Origin of the sequence: Isoptericola halotolerans (genome assembly GCF_013149785.1) — a bacterium.
GTDB lineage: Bacteria > Actinomycetota > Actinomycetes > Actinomycetales > Cellulomonadaceae > Isoptericola > Isoptericola halotolerans.
In genome coordinates this window covers 193,421-212,942 of the sequence record NZ_JABEZU010000001.1, presented here as the reverse complement: position 1 = coordinate 212,942, position 19,522 = coordinate 193,421, and the positions used below count along the sequence as shown (strand labels likewise).

General features: G+C 71.8%; 23 protein-coding genes. 13 read left to right on the top strand and 10 right to left on the bottom strand.

Annotation, left to right across the window (positions count from 1 at the left end):
* Window positions 1–67: 67 nt before the first annotated feature.
* The gene (locus HDG69_RS01085) at window positions 68–1,465 is read right to left on the bottom strand and encodes a class-II fumarase/aspartase family protein (RefSeq protein ID WP_171781940.1); all 1,398 of its coding nucleotides are present in this window, start codon (window positions 1,463–1,465) and stop codon (window positions 68–70) included.
* Between the two features lie 77 nt (window positions 1,466–1,542).
* Window positions 1,543–2,163, bottom strand: coding sequence for a nucleoside/nucleotide kinase family protein (locus HDG69_RS01080; protein WP_171781939.1), 621 nt, complete (start codon window positions 2,161–2,163; stop codon window positions 1,543–1,545).
* Between the two features lie 159 nt (window positions 2,164–2,322).
* Here HDG69_RS01080 and phnD point away from each other — a divergent pair, with 159 nt between their 5' ends.
* From phnD to HDG69_RS01050, 6 genes are all read left to right on the top strand, one after another.
* Window positions 2,323–3,258: a phosphate/phosphite/phosphonate ABC transporter substrate-binding protein gene (phnD, locus tag HDG69_RS01075; RefSeq protein WP_171781938.1), complete on the top strand. Its 936-nt coding sequence runs from the start codon at window positions 2,323–2,325 to the stop codon at window positions 3,256–3,258.
* A gap of 5 nt (window positions 3,259–3,263) precedes the next feature.
* Window positions 3,264–4,097 carry a phosphonate ABC transporter ATP-binding protein gene (gene phnC, locus HDG69_RS01070; protein WP_171781937.1) on the top strand — a complete coding sequence of 278 codons (834 nt, stop codon included), beginning with the start codon at window positions 3,264–3,266 and terminating at the stop codon, window positions 4,095–4,097.
* Window positions 4,084–4,923 (top strand): phosphonate ABC transporter, permease protein PhnE, encoded by an 840-nt coding sequence (gene phnE / locus HDG69_RS01065; protein ID WP_171781936.1) that lies wholly within the window; start codon window positions 4,084–4,086, stop codon window positions 4,921–4,923. The genes phnC and phnE overlap by 14 nt, the downstream gene beginning before the upstream one ends.
* A complete protein-coding gene (locus tag HDG69_RS01060; RefSeq protein WP_171781935.1) occupies window positions 4,920–5,708 on the top strand; it encodes a tyrosine-protein phosphatase in 789 nt (262 codons plus the stop codon). The genes phnE and HDG69_RS01060 overlap by 4 nt, the downstream gene beginning before the upstream one ends.
* Window positions 5,705–6,331, top strand: a complete 627-nt coding sequence (locus HDG69_RS01055) for a TetR/AcrR family transcriptional regulator (RefSeq protein WP_171781934.1) — start codon at window positions 5,705–5,707, stop codon at window positions 6,329–6,331. Before HDG69_RS01060 ends, HDG69_RS01055 begins: the two co-directional genes overlap by 4 nt.
* Before the next feature lie 126 nt (window positions 6,332–6,457).
* Window positions 6,458–7,735, top strand: coding sequence for an ATP-binding protein (locus HDG69_RS01050; RefSeq protein WP_171781933.1), 1,278 nt, complete (start codon window positions 6,458–6,460; stop codon window positions 7,733–7,735).
* 13 nt (window positions 7,736–7,748) lie between these two features.
* Here the strand turns inward: HDG69_RS01050 and HDG69_RS01045 are convergent, their stop codons facing one another.
* The 4 genes from HDG69_RS01045 to HDG69_RS01030 are packed head-to-tail and all read right to left on the bottom strand — an operon-like array spanning window position 7,749 to window position 10,319.
* Window positions 7,749–8,129, bottom strand: a complete 381-nt coding sequence (locus HDG69_RS01045) for a TraR/DksA family transcriptional regulator (protein WP_425483997.1) — start codon at window positions 8,127–8,129, stop codon at window positions 7,749–7,751.
* On the bottom strand, window positions 8,119–9,615 hold the full coding sequence (locus HDG69_RS01040) for an amidohydrolase family protein (protein WP_171781932.1): 1,497 nt from the start codon (window positions 9,613–9,615) through the stop codon (window positions 8,119–8,121). Before HDG69_RS01040 ends, HDG69_RS01045 begins: the two co-directional genes overlap by 11 nt.
* 29 nt (window positions 9,616–9,644) lie before the next feature.
* Window positions 9,645–10,124 (bottom strand): heme-degrading domain-containing protein, encoded by a 480-nt coding sequence (locus HDG69_RS01035; RefSeq protein ID WP_171781931.1) that lies wholly within the window; start codon window positions 10,122–10,124, stop codon window positions 9,645–9,647.
* A 48-nt stretch (window positions 10,125–10,172) separates the two neighbouring features.
* Entirely contained in the window at window positions 10,173–10,319 is a 147-nt protein-coding gene (locus HDG69_RS01030) for a hypothetical protein (RefSeq protein WP_171781930.1), read from the bottom strand.
* On the opposite strand from HDG69_RS01030, the gene HDG69_RS01025 reads away from it, so the two are divergent.
* From HDG69_RS01025 to HDG69_RS01015, 3 genes are all read left to right on the top strand, one after another.
* Window positions 10,318–11,127 (top strand): amino acid ABC transporter substrate-binding protein, encoded by an 810-nt coding sequence (locus HDG69_RS01025; protein ID WP_171781929.1) that lies wholly within the window; start codon window positions 10,318–10,320, stop codon window positions 11,125–11,127. The two genes, HDG69_RS01030 and HDG69_RS01025, sit on opposite strands and share 2 nt — an antisense overlap.
* A gap of 112 nt (window positions 11,128–11,239) precedes the next feature.
* Window positions 11,240–11,893 (top strand): amino acid ABC transporter permease, encoded by a 654-nt coding sequence (locus HDG69_RS01020; RefSeq protein WP_171781928.1) that lies wholly within the window; start codon window positions 11,240–11,242, stop codon window positions 11,891–11,893.
* On the top strand, window positions 11,886–12,671 hold the full coding sequence (locus tag HDG69_RS01015; protein WP_281360114.1) for an amino acid ABC transporter ATP-binding protein: 786 nt from the start codon (window positions 11,886–11,888) through the stop codon (window positions 12,669–12,671). The genes HDG69_RS01020 and HDG69_RS01015 overlap by 8 nt, the downstream gene beginning before the upstream one ends.
* Before the next feature lie 9 nt (window positions 12,672–12,680).
* On the opposite strand, the gene HDG69_RS01010 is transcribed toward HDG69_RS01015, so the two are convergent.
* The 4 genes from HDG69_RS01010 to HDG69_RS00995 all read right to left on the bottom strand — a co-directional run bounded on the left by HDG69_RS01010 (window position 12,681) and on the right by HDG69_RS00995 (window position 15,159).
* Window positions 12,681–13,187 carry a MarR family transcriptional regulator gene (locus HDG69_RS01010; protein ID WP_171781927.1) on the bottom strand — a complete coding sequence of 169 codons (507 nt, stop codon included), beginning with the start codon at window positions 13,185–13,187 and terminating at the stop codon, window positions 12,681–12,683.
* A gap of 62 nt (window positions 13,188–13,249) precedes the next feature.
* Entirely contained in the window at window positions 13,250–13,645 is a 396-nt protein-coding gene (locus HDG69_RS01005; protein WP_216645129.1) for a nuclear transport factor 2 family protein, read from the bottom strand.
* 2 nt (window positions 13,646–13,647) lie between these two features.
* Window positions 13,648–13,968 (bottom strand): MoaF-related domain-containing protein, encoded by a 321-nt coding sequence (locus HDG69_RS01000; protein ID WP_171781925.1) that lies wholly within the window; start codon window positions 13,966–13,968, stop codon window positions 13,648–13,650.
* A gap of 45 nt (window positions 13,969–14,013) precedes the next feature.
* A complete protein-coding gene (locus tag HDG69_RS00995) occupies window positions 14,014–15,159 on the bottom strand; it encodes an LLM class flavin-dependent oxidoreductase (protein ID WP_171781924.1) in 1,146 nt (381 codons plus the stop codon).
* A 77-nt stretch (window positions 15,160–15,236) separates the two neighbouring features.
* Here HDG69_RS00995 and HDG69_RS00990 point away from each other — a divergent pair, with 77 nt between their 5' ends.
* Genes HDG69_RS00990 through HDG69_RS00975 form a run of 4 tightly spaced genes read left to right on the top strand, consistent with a single transcriptional unit; the run spans window position 15,237 to window position 19,520 of the window.
* Window positions 15,237–15,758, top strand: coding sequence for a MarR family winged helix-turn-helix transcriptional regulator (locus tag HDG69_RS00990; protein ID WP_171781923.1), 522 nt, complete (start codon window positions 15,237–15,239; stop codon window positions 15,756–15,758).
* A complete protein-coding gene (locus tag HDG69_RS00985) occupies window positions 15,755–16,711 on the top strand; it encodes an NmrA family NAD(P)-binding protein (protein ID WP_171781922.1) in 957 nt (318 codons plus the stop codon). The genes HDG69_RS00990 and HDG69_RS00985 overlap by 4 nt, the downstream gene beginning before the upstream one ends.
* A 24-nt stretch (window positions 16,712–16,735) precedes the next feature.
* A complete protein-coding gene (locus HDG69_RS00980; RefSeq protein WP_171781921.1) occupies window positions 16,736–17,887 on the top strand; it encodes an NAD(P)-binding domain-containing protein in 1,152 nt (383 codons plus the stop codon).
* Between the two features lie 40 nt (window positions 17,888–17,927).
* Window positions 17,928–19,520, top strand: coding sequence for an SLC13 family permease (locus tag HDG69_RS00975; RefSeq protein WP_216645128.1), 1,593 nt, complete (start codon window positions 17,928–17,930; stop codon window positions 19,518–19,520).
* Window positions 19,521–19,522 lie beyond the last annotated feature (2 nt).

Here is a 19,522-nt window from a genome sequence, read left to right as displayed (position 1 = left end):
GCTCGCTCAGACGCCTGTGACCTGCACCACTCTGGCGTGACGGACGCCCCGGCGCAACATCAACGGCTCAGCGTGTCATGAGCGGTGCCCGCGGCGGCACGGCGTCCAGCCGGTCGGCCGTCGCCGTCGCGCAGGCCGCCAGATCCCCGGCGATCTGCGCGCTGAGGCCCAGGTAGGCCGCCGGGTCGATCAGCTCACCCAGCTCGGCCCGGTCGAAGGCCCCGGCGACCACGGGCTCGTCGAGCAGCCTCTCGACGAACGGCACGTCGCCGCCCGCCGTCGCCTGCGCCACCTCGAACACGACGTCGTGCGCCTTCTGCCGGCCGATCTTCTCCCCCAGGGCGAGCATCAGCGACTCCGAGCCGATCATGCCCGCCGACAGGCTGATGTTGTCGCGCATGCGAGCAGGATCGAGGACGAGACCCTCCACGATCACCTCGAGGCGGGCGAGCATGTCCCCCGCCAGCACGGCGGCCGAGGCCGCGACGTCCTCGAGCAACGCGGTCATCGCGCCGTTGGCCTCCTGGTCGTGCAGCATCGACTCCAGCGCCGGCGCCGCGAGCGCCCGCAGCTCGGCGGACATGGTGAGCAGGTCGAGGGCGAGCTGCGGGTTGCGCTTGTGCGGCATGGTCGAGCTGCCGACGGTGCCCTCGGGCACCGGCTCGAACGCCTCGGCGAACTCGGGCTGCATGAGCGCGTAGACGTCCTTGGCGACCTTGCCGATCGTGCCGGCGAGCTGGGCCAGGACGAGCACGAGCTCGACGATCCCGTCGTTGATCGCCCGCGACGGGACGCGCATCGGGTGCAGGCCGAGCCGGTGAGCCACCCCGGCCTCGATGACGCGGCCGGCGTCGCCGAAGGAGGCGAAGGTCCCGGCAGCACCACCCATGAGGACGCAGAACAGCCGGTCGTCGAGACGCTCCAGCCGTTCGGTGTGCGCCACGAGCTGGTCGATCCACACGGCGACCTTGAAGCCGAAGGTGATCGGCACCGCGTGCTGGGAGTGGGTGCGCCCGGCCATCGGCAGCCCTGCAGAGCGTTCCGCCAGCCCGGCCGCGGAGCGCAGCACCCGCGAGAGCTGTCGCAGCAGGAGCCGGTGGGCGTCCCGCAGGACCAGCACGTCGGCGGTCTGGGTGATGTTCTGGGTGGTCGCCCCCCAGTGCACCCACCCGCCGTGCTTGGACCCGACGGCGCGCGCGAACTCCTCGATGAGCGGCACCAACGGGTGGCTGGCCTCCGCCGTCGCGGCCAGGACCCGCTTGATGTCGAGCTTCTCGATGCGGGCGGTCAGCGCGATGGCGCGGGCGGACTCCTTGGGGATGAGGCCGGCGTCCGCCTCGGCGAGCGCCAGGGCCGCCTCGACGTCGAGCCGGGCCTGCCAGCGGTTCTCGCGGGTGAACAGGGCGGCGATGCCCGGGTCGGGGACGCGGCCCTCGGTGAACCGTCCGAACGGGGCGACGATCATGGCGGGCTCCTGCCGACGAGCTGCGAGACGTTTCCGGCATTGTCCACCCCGGATGTTTCGTGCGTGCCACGGTCCGGTCAGCGGATGACGAGCGCCGGGCGGTCCGGGTGGTCGAACCGGACGACGACGTCGGCGGTGCGGCCGGGGGCGACCTCACGGCGGTACCGCCCGTACGCGACGAGGGTCCAGGCGTCGTCGAGGGCGGTGCGCCGGGTCTCGGTGGCGGGCTGCAGCGCGAGGTGCACGGTGAGGTCGACGTCGAGGCGTAGACCCAGCAGGAGGGAGCCGTCGAGCACCACGACCGTGCCGGGTGGCGCGTCGACCGGGGCCGCCCGGGTCGACCGGTCGGTCCGCGGGTCGCGCAGCGCGGGCAGCCAGCGTCCCCGGCGCACCACGGAGGTGAGGACCTCCCGGTTGAGCGCGTCGACGTCGACCCGGTCCTCGAGCAGCGCGTCGGGGTCCCGGCGCCCGCGTTCCAGGCGCAGCGAGGCCGCCCGCCAGAAGTCGCGTGCGCGGACCCGGGCGACGGGCCGTCCTGCGGTCCGCAGGGGTTCGGCGAGCGCGTCGGCGAGCACCTCCGGCCGGGTGGACGGGTGGCCGTCCACGACCAGCCGCACGGGCCGGTCGCCGGGTCGCGCCAGGACCAGGTCGACGACGTGGTCCACCACGCCGTCGAGCGTCGTCGGCCGGACCTGCACCCGTCCATGCTGTCACGCCGTGCACCGGAAGTTCATCGTTCCGTCGGTTCCAGGTACGGCGGTCTCGTAATTCGCCGTCACCTCGCCGCGGTGTGATCTCGGCATCGCCGGTCACGGAACCCCTGCCGGCGACCCGCACCCCGTCCGAAAGGAACGACCATGCGCGTCCGCGCTCTTCCTGCTCTCGGTGTCCTCGGCCTCGGCGCCGCCCTCCTCACCGGCTGCTCCGGCGCCGCGGAGGCCGGCGACGCCGCCCCGGCAGCCGCGGCGGCCGACCCCGACGCACCGCTCACCTTCGCCACCACGCCGCTCGGCGACGACCCGGGCGCGGAGAACCCCATCGAGGCCTTCGCCGAGCTGGTCACGGCCGAGACCGGCCGGGAGGTCGAGATCGTCGACGTCCCCGACTACACCGCCGTCGTGGAGGCGCTGCGCAACCACCACGTGGACATCGGGTTCATGAGCGGGTTCCCCTCGGCGCTGGCGGTGAACACCGGCGAGGTGGACTCGCTCGTGGCGTGGCCGGGCAACGACGACCCGGTCTCCACCTGCCTGGTGATGGACGACTCGCCGTTGCGGAGCCTGGAGGACATCACCTCCGACACCGTCGTGGCCTTCGCCGACCCGGCGTCCAGCTCCGGGTACTTCATGCCGGTGGCGATGCTGCACGACGCCGGGCTGGAGAAGGACGTCGACTACACCTCGATGTTCTCCGGCGGCCACGACATGTCGTTCATCGCTTTGGCCGAGGGCCAGATCGACGTCGCGTGCACCTCGACGATCTTCCCGACCATGGCCGGGCAGGACAACCCGATGTTCCCGTTCGACGAGGGCGAGACCAGAGCCCTCGGCGTCAGCGGCTCCATGCCGGTCGCCGTCACCGTGCTCGCCGACCAGCAGCTCGCCGAGGACAAGCGGGCCGAGCTGCTCGAGGCGCTGCCGACCGTCTTCGTCGAGTCCAACGCCGAGCAGCTCGGGGCGATGTTCGAGGCGATGCAGGGCACCGAGCCGATCCTCGAACCTGCCGACGACCTCTTCCAGCCGTTCGTCGACATCGCCGCGATCGCCGACGTCGACATCTCGGACCTGGGCTGATCGGGATGACCGTGACCGCCGCCTCGACGAGCACCACGACATCGAGCCCTGTGACGTCCGGCCCGACGCCGGGCGCGCTCGTCACCGTGCGCGACCTCCAGGTCTCCTACGGCGCCGGCCCGCTCGTGCTCGACGGCGTCGACCTCGACCTGTACCCCGGGGAGACCGTGGCGCTGCTCGGCTCCTCCGGGTCCGGCAAGTCGACGCTCATGCGGTGCCTGACCGGGTTCGCCCCCATCAGCTCCGGCACCGTGCAGGTCAGCGGTCACGAGCTGACCTCGCTGCGCAGGAGCCGGCTGCGCGACCTCCGCGCGAGCGTCGGCCAGGTCTTCCAGCAGTTCAACCTCGTCGGTCGCCTGTCGGTGCTGACGAACGTGCTCACCGGCGCCCTGCACCGCGCCGGCCCGATCAACGCCGTCGGAGGCTTCACCAGCGCAGACCGGCGCCGGGCGATGGAGCTGCTCGACCGCGTCGGCATCGCCCACAAGGCGACCGTCCAGGCCCGCACCCTCTCGGGCGGCCAGCAGCAGCGCGTCGCCATCGCCCGTGCGCTCATGCAGCGCCCGCAGGTCGTCCTCGCGGACGAACCCGTGGCGTCCCTCGACCCGAAGATGTCGCACGCGGTGCTCGACCTGCTGCGCCAGATCGCCCGCGAGGACGGCATCCCCGTGCTCGTGAGCCTGCACGTGCTCCCCCTCGCCCTCGAGCACTCCGACCGCATCGTCGGGCTGCGGCACGGCCGGATGCTCGTCTCCGCGCCCACCGCCGACCTCGACGCCGACCGGCTCGAGGTGCTCTACGCCGACGGCACCGAGGAGGCCGACGGTGCCCACCGCTGAGCGCATCCGCCGCGAGCACTCCGCCACCGCGCTCGATGCCGCCGAGCGCGCCCGGCTCGAGCGGGCGTTCACCGTCCCCCGAGCCCGGTTCCTGCTCGGCGTGCCCGTCGCACTCGCGATCCTGTACTGGTCGATGGTCGGGGCGGACTTCGACGTCGCCAAGCTCGGCGAGGGCGCGGTCAACATGGGCGACTTCCTCACCCGGCTGTTCCCGCCGTCGTGGGACAAGCTCGACGTGATCGTCGCCCAGCTCGTCGAGACGCTGCAGATGGCGATCGTCGGGAGCGTCCTGGGGGCCGTGCTGTCGCTGTTCATGGCGTTCGGCGCGGCGTCGAACATCGCCCCGGGCTGGGTGTACTACCCGTGCCGCTGGACGATGAACGTCATCCGGTCCCTGCCGGACCTGGTGTTCGCCCTCATGTTCGTCTCGGCGGTCGGCCTGGGCCCGTTCGCCGGCATCCTCGCGATGACGGTCGGCTCGGTGGGCTCCATCGGCAAGGTCTTCGCCGAGGCGATGGAGTCGGTCGACACCGGCCCGGTCACCGCCATGGAAGCCGTCGGCGCCTCGCGCCGGCAGGTCGTCCAGTACGGGGTCCTGCCGCAGGCCGGTCCCCTGCTCGTGTCCTACTCGTTGCTCCTCTTCGAGGGCAACGTGCGCGGCGCCACCATCCTCGGGATGGTCGGCGCGGGCGGCATCGGCCTCGAGCTCACCACCGCCATGAAGATGTACGACTACGGGCACCTGTCCGCGATCGTCATCTGCATCATCGTGCTGGTCACGGTCATCGACCAGGCCAGCGCCGTCATCCGGAGGAAGATCACGTGACCACGCTCGACACCGCCCCGCTGCCGCTCTCCGCCCCGGTGAACCTGCGCGACCTCGGCGGGACCGTGGTCGCCGGCGGCGCCGTCCGTCCCGGCGTCGTGCTGCGCGCCGACGACCTGTCCACGACGGACCGCCCCTTCGCGGACGAGCTGGTCGGCGCCGGGCTGCGCGCCGTCGTCGACCTGCGCTCGCCCGACGAGGTGGCCCTCACCGGCCGCGGAGTGCTCGGCGAACGGTCGGAGATCAGCTACCACCACGTGCCGTTCCTGGCGGACATCGGCCGCGCGGCGGGCGACGCCGACCCGGCCACGATGCTCGACCAGTCGCGGTTCGGGGCCATGTACCTGCGGATGTACGAGGGCGCGGCCGCACAGGTCGTCACGGCGCTGGCGATCGTCGCGCACTCCCCCGGCACGGTCGCCTTCCACTGCGCGGCCGGTCAGGACCGCACCGGCGTGCTCGCCGCGGCACTGCTGCTGACTCTCGGCGCGGACGCGGAGGCGATCGTGGCGGACTACGCCCGCACCGGCGAGAGCTCGGCCGCGATCCAGCGGCGGCTCGCCCCCGTCATGGCACCGCTGATGGCCCGGTTCGGGCTCGACCTGGACGCCGCCGCGCGGGCCGCCGCCCGCACCAGGTTCTCCGAGACCCCGATGCGTGAGCTGCTGGCCGCTCTCGCCGAGCGGCACGGCGACCCGCTCGCCCCGTTGCGTGCCGCCGGGCTGACCGACGGGCTGGTCGCCCGGCTCCGCGAACGCGCCCTGGCACCGTCGGGCACCGCATGACGGCGCCGGGCACCCGGCCCGCGCCGTCGGAAGCGACGGGCCGTCGGCCGGGACGACCCCGGGCCGCGGGACATGACGAGCGCATCCTGGCGGCGGCCGTGGACCTGCTGGAGCGCGGCGAGGACGTCACGGTCGCCCGGGTCGTCGAGGCCAGCGGTGTCGGCCGCGCGGCGATCTACCGGCGGTGGCCGTCGATGACGGACCTCGTGGCGGCGGCGCTCGACCAGGGTCGCGAGCCGTACGAGATCTCCACCGAGGGCGACCTGCTGGCGAACCTGCTGGCGGCGCTGTCCCCGTCCGCGCACCCGGCCGGGCGCGACTACCCCGAGCGGCGGTTCCGTCTGCGGTTGCGGCTGGCGATGTCCGACCGGCGGGTCGCACAGGCGTACTGGCGCTCCCACGTCGCCCGACGGCGGTCCGCGCTGGTCGCCCTGCTGCGGGCCGGGATCGAGCGTGGCGAGCTGCGCGCGGACCTCGACGTCGAGGCGAGCATCGACCTGGTCAACGGGGTCTACTACTACCAGTACGTGGTGCGCGGGGACTCGCTGACCGAGCCGGCCACGCTCGAGCGGTGCCGCGAGGCCGTGCGCACGGCGTGGCGGGGCATGCTGGCGGCACCCTGACCGACGCGAGGTGGCCATCTGCCTGAGAGTAGGGCGGCGGTCTGCCTGACAGACGCACCGCGATCTGTCAGACAGAAGCGTGGCAATCTGTTAGATAGAAGGGTCGCCATCTGTTAGATTGGTGCCATGGCCTATCGGCGACGAGTGATCGACCAGGCGTTGGACGGTCTGTTTCCCCACCTCGCCGCCATCGCCCTGGAAGGCGCCAAGGGCGTAGGCAAGACCGCGACGGCGACACAACGGGCCACGACCGAGTTCAACCTTGCGAACGAGCTGCTGCGACAGACGCTGGCCGCCGACGTCGACCAGATCACCCGGGTGCCACCACCGGTGCTCGTCGACGAGTGGCAGCTCGAGCCGCAGGTCTGGGATCGCGTCAAGCGAGCCGTCGACGACGACCTCACCGGCGGCCGTTTCCTCCTGGCGGGGTCGGCCGGGGTTGCCCCCGGAACCAGGATCCACTCCGGCGCCGGGCGCATCGTCTCGTTCAGGATGCGTCCACTCTCGTTCGCCGAGCGAGCGGTCAGCACTCCGTCGGTCTCGTTGCGCGCGCTGCTGGACGGTCAGCTCCCGACGGTCACCGGGGGGTCGAGCGTCGGGTTGCCGCAGTACGTCGACGAGATCCTGCGATCCGGCTTCCCCGGCATCCGCGGTCTCCCGGAAGCCGCCCGGCGACACCAGCTCGACAGCTACCTGGCGAGGATCGTGGAGCGGGAGCTCCCGGAGAACGGCGTGCACGTCCGCCGGCCCGCCGCACTGACCGGATGGCTCGCTGCGTACGGTGCCGCCACGGCAACGGATGCGTCCTACAGCACCATCCTCGACGCCGCGACCCCTGGTGACGACGACAAGCCGGTTCGGCAGACGGTCGACATCTATCGCGAGCACCTGACTCGCCTCTTCATCCTCGATCCCGTGCCCGCCTGGCTTCCGTTGTTCGCACCGCTCAAGCGTCTGACTCGCACACCGAAGCACCACCTCGTCGACCCAGCACTGGCCGCACGCCTGGCGGGTGTCTCGCCAGAGGGACTGCTCCGCGGAGAGGGCGAGCGCGTCACCGCGCGCCGTGAGACCGCCACGTGGCTCGGAGCACTCTTCGAGTCGCTCGTCGTCCAGTCCGTCAGGGTCTATGCCGGTGCCGCCGACGCGACCATCGGACACCTGCGCACCAAGGACACGAACCGTGAGATCGACATCCTCGTCGAACGCGCCGACCACAAGGTCGTCGCCATCGAGGTCAAGCTGTCCGGGAGCGTGAGTGACAAGGACGTCCGCCACCTGAACTGGCTCCACGACCAGCTCGGCGATCGGGTGCTCGACCGTGTCGTCATCACGACCGGGCCGTATGCCTACCGCCGCCAGGACGGGGTCGCCGTCGTGCCGCTCGCCCTGCTCGGACCGTAGTCCTCGCTGTCGCTCAGCCGGCGTGCTCCACGCAGCGGGTCGCCGCCGGCCGGACCTCCAGGCGCCCCGTCGGGATCTGGCGCCCGCACACGGCACAGACGCCGTAGGTCCCGGCGGCCACCCGGTCGAGCGCGGCGACCAGCTCGTCACGCTCGACGGCGGCCTCCGCGGCGAGCGCCGCCGCCTGCTGCCGCTCCCAGGCGAGCGTGGCGCCCTCCGGGTCGTGCTCGTCGTCGACGTTCTCGTCGCGGACCACCCCGACGATGTCGTCGACGAGGCGGCGCTGTGCGGCGATCCGGGCCTCGACCTCCGCCAGCCGGGCGTGCAGACGCGCCTCGGGCCCGGCGTCGTCCGGCGTGGCACCCGGCGCCGCAGGGCCCGGCTCAGAAGGCACGGTGCGTCCACTCCCCGGCGACCAGCGTGCCCGCCACCGGCATCTCGCGCAGGCCGTCCGGGTCGACGGCGAACGGGTCGACGTCGACGACCGCGAGGTCCGCCGGGTCCCCGGCGTCGAGGTCGAGCGACCGGCCGTCCACCGACGCCTCGAGGGCGGTGCGCAGGTCCAGGCTCTGCTCGGGGTGCCAGGGCTCGCGCCCGTCACGGGACCGGGTGACCGCCGCCGCGACCGCGACCCACGGGTCGAGCGGGGCGACCGGCGCGTCCGAGCCGAGGGCGAGCGGCACCCCGGCCCGGCGCAGGTCCGCCAGCGGGAACGCCCGGGCGGTGCGGTCCGGCCACAGCTCCTCGGCGAGGTCGCGGTCGTCCATGGCGTGCTCCGGCTGGACGCTCGCCGTCACGCCGAGCGCGGCGAAGCGTGCGACGTCGTCGGCCTGCAGCAGCTGCGCGTGCTCGATCGAACCCTGCGCCCCCGAGGCGGCGAAGGCGTCGAGCGCGAGGGCGTTCGCGTGGTCGCCGATCGCGTGGATCGCGCACCGCAGCCCCGCCCGGTGCGCGCGGGCCATCAGCGGCACGAGGTGGTCCGTCGCGATGTTGAGGATGCCGTACGCATCCTGACCCGTCGACCCGGCGTACGTGTCGAAGCAGTAGGCGGTCAGCGTGTTCAGCGAGCCGTCGCTGATCACCTTCAGCGGGCCCTGCGTCACCAGGGTGGCGCCCTCGACCAAGGGATCGCCGTCGGTGAGGCCCTCGTCCAGCACGGCGTCCAGGTACTGCTCCCACACCCCCGCGCGCACCCGCAGCCCCGACCATCCCCGCGTGACGCGCCGGCGCCAGGACGCGAGGTTGTCCGCGACCTCGAGGTCGACGACGCCGACGACGCCGCGCTCGGCCGCGGCGCGGGCGGCGTCGACCACGAGCTCGTCCGCGACGTCGTCGTCCACCGTGACGATCCGCGGGCTGGCGGCCATCCACTCCTCCTCGCGCAGCAGCCCGGTCGGGTGGTGATGGATACCGAGGTAGCGCAGCCCGGCGCTCGACGCCCACGCGCTGTGCAGGTCGCCGGAGAGCAGGATCACGGGGACGTCGCCGACGGCGTCGTCGAGCACGGCGGCGGTCGGCTCGTGCTCCCAGCCCGCCCACCGGAACCCGTACCCCACCAGCGGCTGGCCCTGCGGCGTCGGCGTCGTCGCACCGTGCACCCGTGCCCGCACGAGCGCCGCGGCGTGCTCGGGGCTGGTCGCCGCGGAGACGTCGAGCCGGTGCCGCACCAGCGCCCACTGCGTCAGGTGGGTGTGCGCGTCCCACAGACCGGGCATCAGGACCCGGCCCTCGAGGTCGACGCTCTGCCGGGCGCCCGACGGGCGGTCGGGCACGTCCGCGCCGGCCGGCACGACCGCGGCGATCCGACCCTCGTCGAGCGCGACGTCGACCAGGCCCTCGAAGCGGCCCGCACGGCGGGCGTTGCGTAGGATCAGACTCACCCGCACACCGTATGCGAGCGGCGGCGCCCTCAGGCAGGTGTGCGCGCGAAGGTGCGCAGCGCCTCCACCACGAGCGCGTGGTCGTCGGCCTGGGCGAGTCCGGAGACCGTCACCACGCCCACGATCCCCGCCCCGTCGACACGGAGCGGGAACGCCCCGCCGTGCGCCGCGTACTCCTGCAGCGACAGCTGGTGGGTCTCGTTGAAGTCGCGGCCCTGCGCCCGGGCACGCAGCCCGACCAGGTACGACGACGCCCCGAAGCGGTAGACCACGCGCACCTTGCGCTCCACCCACGAGTCGTTGTCCGGCGTCGTGCCCTCACGGGCCGCGTGGAACACCTGCTGGGTGCCCTTGCGCACGTCGACCGTCACGGGCAGGTCCCGCTCTCCGGCGAGCTCGACCAGCAGGCAGCCGAGCCGCCACGCGTCGTCGTGGGTGAAGCGCGGCAGGACCAGCTCACGCTCGGTGGACTCGACCTCGGCGATCAGGGCGGTGACGTCGGTGCTCATCGGGCCAGCCTGCCACGCGTTCCCCGGGACCCGGGGCCGTGTCCTGCCTCACAGCGGGAATGCGACCACCGTGCCATCCTGTTCCACCGTCAGCATCGTGATCATCGATGCACGCATCGATACCTTCGATGCATTGGACGTACCCGATGCCACCGGCGCACCCGCCGGGGCACCACGACACAGGAGATCCTCCATGCGACGCCACCGCGCCATCCTCGCCACCGCCACCGCCACGCTCACCGCCCTGGCGCTCGCGGCCTGCGGGGGTTCCGGCGACGGCGGCACCACCGACGCCGAGGCCGGGTCGGACCTCAACCTGGTCTCCGACGGCACCCTGACCGTCGCCACCGAGGGCACCTACCGGCCGTTCACCTTCCACGACGCGACCGGCGACCTCGTCGGCTACGACGTGGAGGTCGCCGAGGCCGTCGCCGACAAGCTCGGCCTCGAGGTCTCCTTCGCCGAGACCCAGTGGGACGGCATCTTCGCCGGGCTCGACGCCGGGCGCTTCGACACCATCGCCAACCAGGTGTCCATGACCCCCGAGCGCCTGGAGAGCTACGAGTTCTCCCAGCCGTACACCGTCTCGCGCGGCGTCGTCGTCGTGGCCGAGGGTGACACCGCGATCTCGAGCTTCGCCGACCTGGACGGCAAGACCACCGCGCAGTCGGGGACGAGCAACTGGCGCACGCTCGCGGAGGAGTCCGGCGCGCAGATCGAGGTCGTCGAGGGCTGGGCCCAGTCGGTCGCGCTCATCGAGCAGGGGCGCGTCGACGCGACCGTCAACGACTCGCTCACCGTGCTCGACTACCTCAACGAGCACCCCGACGCACCGATCGAGATCGCTGCGGAGACCGACGAGACCTCGGAGTCCGGGTTCGTCGTCACCCCCGAGCGCGCGGCCCTGGCCGAGGCGATCGACGGGGCGCTGGACGAGCTGCGGACCGACGGTACGCTCACCGAGCTGTCGGAGAAGTACTTCGGGACCGACGTCTCCGAGTGACCGACCGCTAGCGAAACGCGTGGAGCGTCGGCACCCGAGCGGGTGCCGACGCTCTCGCACGTCCCCCGCGCGCCGCCGTCGTCCGCGTGCGCGTGAATGGTGAGGTGAGCACATGGACGTGGAGCTGTTTCTCGACTCGTGGTGGCCGATCGTCCTCGGTGGCCTGACGGGCACGATCCCGCTGGCGCTGATGTCGTTCGCCATCGGGCTGGTGATCGCCCTGGGGGTCGCGCTGCTGCGGCTGTCCACCCACCGGGCGCTGCGCGCCGCCGGGCGGGTGTACGTGTCGGTCATCCGCGGCACCCCGCTGCTCGTGCAGCTCTTCGTCATCTTCTACGGGCTGCCCACCCTCGGTGTGACGATCGACCCGTGGCCGAGCGCCATCGTCGCCTTCTCGCTCAACGTGGGCGGGTACGCGGCCGAGGTCATCCGCGCCGCGATCCTCTCCGTCCCGCAGGGCCAGTGGGAGGCCGGGTACGTGGTCGGGATGTCACGCCAGCGCACGCTGCGGCGGATCATCCTGCCGCAGGCCGCCCGCGTCAGCGTGCCACCGCTGTCCAACACCTTCATCTCGCTGGTCAAGGACACCTCGCTCGCCTCGCTCATCCTGGTGACCGAGCTGTTCCGCAAGGCCCGGGAGATCGCGGACTTCACCAGCGAGTTCCTGCTGCTGTACCTCGAGGCGGCGATCATCTACTGGATCTTCTGCACCGTGCTGTCGTTCGGGCAGGACCGTATCGAGAAGAAGCTGGAGCAGTATGTCTGACGCCCTGCTGACCGCCCGCGGTATCCACAAGTCGTTCGGGGACAACCACGTGCTGCGCGGCATCGACCTCGAGGTCCGCCGGGGGCAGGTCGTCGCCCTGATCGGACCCAGCGGCTCCGGCAAGACGACGATGCTGCGCTCGCTCAACGGCCTCGAGACGCCCGACGCCGGAACGCTCGCGTTCGACGGCGGCCCGTCCGTCACGTTCGAGGGTGCCCCGCGCTCGGGCCGGGCCCGGCGGGCCGCCGAGGCACGCCGCACCGCGCTGCGCGACCGGTCCGCGATGGTGTTCCAGCACCACAACCTGTTCCCGCACAAGACGGTGCTGCAGAACGTCACCGAGGGACCCGTGCAGGTGCAGCGGGTGCCCCGCGCGCAGGCGGAGGAACGCGGCCGGGCGCTGCTCGACCGCGTCGGGCTGGCCGAGAAGGCCGACGCCTACCCGCGCCAGCTCTCCGGCGGGCAGCAGCAGCGCGTCGGGATCGTGCGAGCGCTGGCGCTGGAGCCCGACCTGCTGCTCTTCGACGAGCCGACCTCGTCGCTCGACCCTGAGCTCGTCGGTGACGTGCTGAGCGTCATGAAGGGGCTCGCCGACGAGGGCTGGACGATGGTCGTGGTGACGCACGAGCTGCAGTTCGCCCGCTCCGTGGCCGACGAGGTGCTGTTCCTCGACGGCGGCGTGGTCGCCGAGCGCGGCGCCCCGGCACAGCTGTTCTCCGCGCCCCGCGAGGAGCGCACCCGGCAGTTCCTGCACCGGATCCTGCATCCGCTCGACTGAGGCGAAGACTCAGCTCTCCGACGGGCCGGTGGTCTGGTCGTCGAGGATCTCGATGATGCGTGCACTGATGTCGCCGAGCGCGGCGGTGCCGTGCGTGCCGAGGCCGGCGAAGAGAGCGTCGCGGATCTCCTGGCGCTGCGCTCGGAGCACTCGGCCGACGAGACGTCGTCCGTCGTTGGTCAACGTGGCTTCGGACGCGCGCCGGCCGCCGGTCGTGGGGCGGCGCACGACGAGACCCTGGCGTTCGAGGGTCGTGAGGGCGTGGCTGATGCGACTCTGGGAGAAGCGGAGGCTCTCGGCCAGGCTCTTGAGCCCGACCGTCTGGTCCTTGGCGGCGCTGAGGAGCACGAGAACCTTGAACTGGCCGTGGGAGATTCCCCCGTCGCGCTGCGACTGCCGTTCGAGCGCCGCTTCGAGAAGGTGGACGGCAAGGATGAAGTCCTGCCAGACACCGGGCTCGTCGACGCCGTCGACGGGCACGTGCAGGTCGCGCTCGGCGTCCGATGATGACGTCACGGTCCGATCCTCTCACCGCCTTCGGGAGGGCGGAGCTGCTGCTCCGCCCTCCCGGAAGGGACTCACACCATGGGGTTCCCGTTGGCGGACGACTCCGGCAGGGTGAGCTCCTGCACGACGTCCCAGTGCTCGACGATCCGCCCGTTCTCCAACCGGAAGATGTCCACGATCACCACCGGGCCGGGAGCCCAGCCGGTCACGAGGCTGTGGGTGAACACGAGGTCACCCTGGGCTGCGGTGCGCCGGGGCTCCCAGGAGAACCCCTGCAGACCGGGTACCGCGGCGCGCAGCGTGTCCAGGCCGTCGGGCATCTGAGGACTGTGCTGCACGTAGGGCTCGGCCCAGTACCGCTCGAGCGCGGTGAGGTCCTTCTCGACGAAGAGCTCTCGCATCGCAGTGAGGACGATCTCGGTGTTGCGCGCGGCCTGGTCCTCCGCGGGGACGGTGTGCTCGGTCATGGTCATGCCTCCGTGATCTCGGTGATGGTGCCGACGAGGTGGTAGAGGGTGCCGTCGACGGTGACGTTGGAGTAGAGCGTCCCGCGGGCGAAGTCCTCGACGTGGGTCACCGTGGCGCCGCTCGCCTCGGTCCACGAGTTCAGGTAGACGCCGTCGCGGATCTCCTTGAGGTCGAGCGCGACGGTCTCGGCGTGGCCGTCCGGTGCGAGCCCTCCGCCCTCCTCGACGACGAAGCTGCCCTGCGACGTCGAGTCGAAGGTGAACGTCACCTTCAGCGGTCCCAGGTCGAACCTGAAGCTCTTGCCTGCCAGTTGCGTGGTCATGACGTGTGGTCCTCTCGATGGCGGAAGGGGTGTTGAGTTGAACACTCAACTCAGAGATCTATTCCCGGTCCCCCCGGCGCGGACCGGCCCGCCGTCCGAGGTGATCTGCGCGACGCTCCTGCCGGTCAGGTCCCACGTGTCGTCGAGGCCGTCGAGCAGCTCACGCACCCGGGGTGCGACCTCCTCGCCGAACAGGCGGATGCTCCGCTCCCTGGCCGCCCGCGGGAGGTGCAGGAGGTCGTACTTCAGGTCGAACCGGGAGAGATGGTTGGCGCGGACGACCTGCGCGATCTTCTGCGCCACCGTCTCCACCCCGCCGACGTACAACGCTCCCCCGTCGACCTCCTGCAGGTACCGCTCGTACGTGGGCGCGTAGAAGCCCCGTTCTCGGCCGATCCGGGTCACCACCGGCTCCCAGTGCTGCCAGTGCACCTCCCGCGCCTGCTCGTCGGTCTCTGCGACCAGCCCGAGAGAGTGCTGCCCGATCGGCAGCTCGGGGCGCCCGAGCCGGCCCAGTGCTCGCAGGTACAGCTCCGCGTGCCCGGCGAAGCGTTCCGGTCGGCCGCCGATGATCGCCATCATCAACGGCAGCCCGTGCTGCGCCGCGCGCAGGACCGAGCCGGGACTGCCGCCGACCCCCATCCACGCCGGGACGCCGCCGTCGGGCATGCGCGGATGCAGCCGCACCTCGTCCAGCGCGGGCCGGTACCGGCCCGACCAGGTCACGCGGTCCTCGCGCATCAGACGGAGGAACAGCTCCAGCTTCTCCTCGAAGAGCCCCTCGTACTCCGCGATGTCGAAGCCGAACAGCCCGAACGACTCCGTCGCGGACCCACGCCCGAGCACCATCTCGGTCCGCCCCTCGGAGATCGCGTCCACCGTGGCGAACTCCTGGTACAGCCGCACCGGGTCCTGCGTGGACAGCACCGTCACCGCGGTCCCCAGCCGGATCGTGCTCGTCGCCTGGGCAGCCGCCGCCAGCAGCACGGAGGTCGCCGAGTCGACCTGCCCCTCTCGGTAGTGCTCCCCCACGCTGAACACGTCGAGGCCGACCGCCTCGGCGAGCTGCGCCTCCTCGACGATCAGTCGCACGGTCTCCGCGTCACCCAGCACCCGCCCGCCGTCGCTCGCCACGTCGCCGAACGTGCCCAGCCCGAGCTGCAAGCCTCGCGCCACCGTCGTCTCGGTCATCACGCCACCTCCACCAGTTGATTGACACGTGAATCATCCGTGCATATGATTCACGTGTCAACTACCGAGGAGCAGTGATGGGTGCAGCAGGGCGTCGGAACCTCCCCACGAGCGAGGAGCTCGCGACCTGGCGTGCGCACGTCGAGACCTTCGACATCGTCCGCGCCCGCATCGAGTCCCGCCTGCACCAGGACTCGAAGCTGTCGAGCGGGGACTACCGCGTGCTGCTCGCTCTGAGCGAGGCCGACGGGAGCACGGTGCGGTCCTCGGAGCTCGCCGCACACATCGAGTGGGAACGCAGCCGCCTGTCAGGTCACCTCGGGCGGATGGAGAAGCGCGGACTGGTACGCCGCGAACCCTGTGCGGAGGACGCCCGCGGGTCACGCGTGCTCCTGACCGCCGAAGGCGCCCGCGCCTTTCGCGCCAGCACCGTTCCCCACCTCCAGGCGATCAAGGAGATCTTCGTCGACGCCTTCACTCCCCGGCAGCTCGCCGACCTGGACGAGACCGCCGCCGCCGTCCGTCGACATCTCGACCTCGACTCCCCCCGCCCCCGATCTTCCGACGTCCCGAACTCACCCACAGGAGAAACATCATGACCAGCAAGCCGATCATCGTCGTCGCAGGTGCCACCGGGTCTCAGGGCGGAGGCATGGTCACCGCAGTCCTGGAGGACCCCCAGCAGCGCTTCGCCGTCCGCGCCATCACCCGCGACCCGCAGGCTCCGGCCGCACAGGCTCTCGCCGCCCGGGGCGTGGAGGTCGTCCAGGCCGACTTCACCGACCCGGCCACCCTCGACGCAGCGTTCGCGGGCGCCCACGGGGCGTTCCTCGTCACCAACTTCTGGGCACACCTCTCCGCCGCCCAGGAGACGCAGGAGATCGCGAACCTCGCCGAGGCCGCAGCCTCCGCGAACCTCTCCCACGTGGTGTGGTCCACGCTCGAGGACACCCGCGACCTGCTCCCGGTCAGCGACCCTCGCATGCCCGTCCTGCAGGACAGCTACAACGTGCCCCACTTCGACGCCAAGGGCGAGGGGAACCGCCTCTTCACCGAGGCCGGGGTGCCCACGACGTTCCTGAACACCACCTACTACTTCCAAGGGTTCGCCGGCCCCTTCGCGCCCCGTCGCACGGAGGACGGCGTGGTCACGCTCACGCTGCCGCTCGAGCCCGGGAAGCTCCTCGCCGGCGTCGACGTCGACGACATCGGCCGCACCGCGTTCGCCATCCTCGCCGCCGGAGACACGCACGTCGGGCAGACGGTCAGCCTGGCCGGCGACCACCTGACGGGCGCCGACTACGCGGAGGTCATCGGCGAGGTCATCGACGAGACCGTCCGGTTCGAGGCCGTCCCGTACGACGCGTTCCGAGCTCTTCCCGTCCCCGCTGCGGAGGAGATCGCGAACATGTTCCAGTACTACGGCGACTTCGACGCCCAGTTCACGGGCGCCCGCGACCTCGACGAGCTCCGCCTGCTCAACCCCGCGCTGCGCGACTTCCGCACCTGGGCAGCCGCGAACGCCGAGGCCCTGAAGGCCGCGATCAACTGACGAGCCGGACGAGAGGTCATCCGCATGCGTCTCGACATCGACGGTCTCGAGAAGAGCCCGTCCGCCGAACAGAGCCCCGTCCGTCGCGCGACCGTCGTCGTGATCGGCGCGGGACAGGCGGGGCTCTCGGCCGCGTACCACCTGACCCGACGTGGGTTCTCCAGCGCGCTCACCGATCCCTCGGCCGAGCGCAGCTTCGTGGTGCTCGACGCCGAGGACAGGCCCGGCGGGGCCTGGCTGCACCGGTGGGACTCGCTCACGATGGCGACGGTCAACGGCATCTTCGACCTGCCGGGGTTCCGCCGACCGCCTGCCGACGCGGAGGCACCCGCGCGGCAGGCGGTCCCCGCCTACTTCGCGGCGTTCGAGGACCGGATGCAGCTGCCGATCGTGCGACCCACCGTCGTCGCCTCGGTGGCACGCGCCGACGACGACCCCGAGGGCGACCTCCTGGTCGACTCGGACAGCGGCACCTGGGCGGCTCGAGCGGTCATCAACGCCACGGGGACCTGGACGAACCCGCTCGTCCCCGTCGTCCCCGGTCAGGAGTCGTTCGCCGGACGCCAGCTCCACACCCGTGACTACACCACGGCGGAAGAGCTCGCCGGGCAGCGGGTCGCGATCGTCGGCGGCGGGATCTCGGCGGTCCAGCAGCTCGAGGAGATCTCCCGCGGCGCCGAGGTGTTCTGGTACACGCGACGAGAACCGGTCTTCCGCGACGGTGACTTCACGCCGGAGGTCGAAGGGCGCGACGTGATCGCCCGGGTCACCGCCGACGCCGAGGCCGGGAACCCCTCGCGCAGCGTCGTCTCCTACACGCACCTCATCTGGACTCCCTACGCGCTCGCCGCGAAGGAGCGTGGCGCCCTCGTCCGACGGCCGATGTTCACCAGGATCGAGCCCCGGGGAGTCCGCGAGGCGGACGGTACGCTCACCCCCGTCGACACGATCCTCTGGGCGACCGGGTTCCGGGCGGCCCTGGGGCACATCGACCCGCTGGATCTGCGCAACGATCGCGGTGGGATCGCGATGCGCGGCACGCAGGTCGCCGCCGAGCCCCGGGTACACCTCGTCGGGATCGGCCCGTCGCAGTCCACCATCGGGGCGAACCGCGCAGGCCGCGACGCCGTCCGCGCGCTGAGCAGACATCTCCGTCCGACCGCCGTCCACCCGTGAACGCCCGGCCACCGTCGCACGACCCTCCGAAGGAGTGCCCATGATCGATCCGATGGTCGCGACGTTCGTGATCCTGTCACTGGCGGTGGTGGGTTTCGTGACCAACCGGGTGCCCCTCGTGGTGGTCGCCCTGTTCGTGCCCGTCGCCCTGTGGGCGACGGGAGTGCTCACGCTCGGTGAAGCCCTGGACGGCTTCAGCGACCCGATCGTCCTGTTCATCGCGTCGCTCTTCGTCCTCAGCGACGCGCTCGACGCCACCGGGATCACCGCGTGGATCGGGAAACAGCTCGAGCGCCGCTCGTCGCTGGGCCGCGCCGGCCTGCTCACGGCGGTGATGGGCGCGGCCGCAGCGCTCTCGGCGGTGATCAGCATCAACGGTGCGGTCGCGGCGCTCCTTCCCGTCGTCGTCGTCGCAGCCGCCCGGGCAGGGATCGTCCCCTCACGCATGCTCATCCCGTTGGCTTTCGCCGCGAGCGCCGGATCGCTGCTGACCCTGACCGGCACACCGGTGAACATCATCGTCTCGGACGTCGCCGCCGGCGCCGGCGGCCGCGAGTTCGGCTACTTCGAGTTCGCCCTGGTGGGTCTCCCGATCGTCCTGGTCACGACGCTCCTCGTGGTGACGCTCGGCGACCGCCTGCTGCCCGACCGTGCGCCCGAACGTCTCGCGGACACCGCGGCCGACCCCCGCGAACGAGTCCGGTCCTGGCAGGAGAGCTATGCGGCCGACCTCGACGCGGGGCGGCTGTTCAACGGCGCGGAAGGGGTCGTCGAGGTCCTCGTCGCCCCGCGCTCGACGCTGATCGGGCGCACAGTGTGCCCCGGCATGACCACGCGGGACGAGAACCTCGTGGTGGTCGCCCTCCGCCGTGGCAGCCCGTCGACCGATCCTGGTGCGACCACGCCGTCGGGCGCACTCAGCCTGCTGCCCGGTGATGCCGTCCTGGTGCGCGGCCCGTGGCACGCGCTGCACCGCTACACGCAGTCGCCCGACGTCATCGCCGTCGAACCGTCGCAGACCCTGCAGCGGGGCGTGCCGCTGGGACGAGGCTGGCGACGCTGCCTCGCGGTACTGGTCGTCGCCATCGTGCTGCTGGCGACCGGCGCCGTGCCCCCGGTGATCACGGGGCTGCTCGCGGCCGCGGCGCTCGTCGTCCTGGGAGTGATCACGGTGCCTCAGGGGTTCCGCGCGATCTCGTGGAACACCGTCGTCCTCATCGGTGCACTCATCCCGCTGTCGGCGGCGTTCGTGTCCTCCGGTGCGGCCGACGCCATCGCCGCCGTCGTCCTGCGCCTCACGGGCAGCGGTTCCCCGCACCTCGCGCTCCTCGTGGTGTGCGTGCTCGCGGTCGTCCTCGGTCAGTTCATCTCGAACGTCGCGACGGTGCTCGTGATGGCGCCGATCGCGGTGACCTTCGCCCAGACGCTCGAGGTCAGCGTGCAGCCGTTCATGATGGCGCTCGCCGTGGTGGGCGCCGCGTCCTTCCTCACCCCGATCGCGACACCCGTCAACCTCATGGTGCTGCAGCCGGGCGGGTACCGGTTCGGGGACTACTGGCGCCTCGGCCTGCCGCTCGCCCTCGTCTTCATCGCCTTCGCGGTGCTGTACGTACCGCTCGTCTGGGCGTTCTGAGG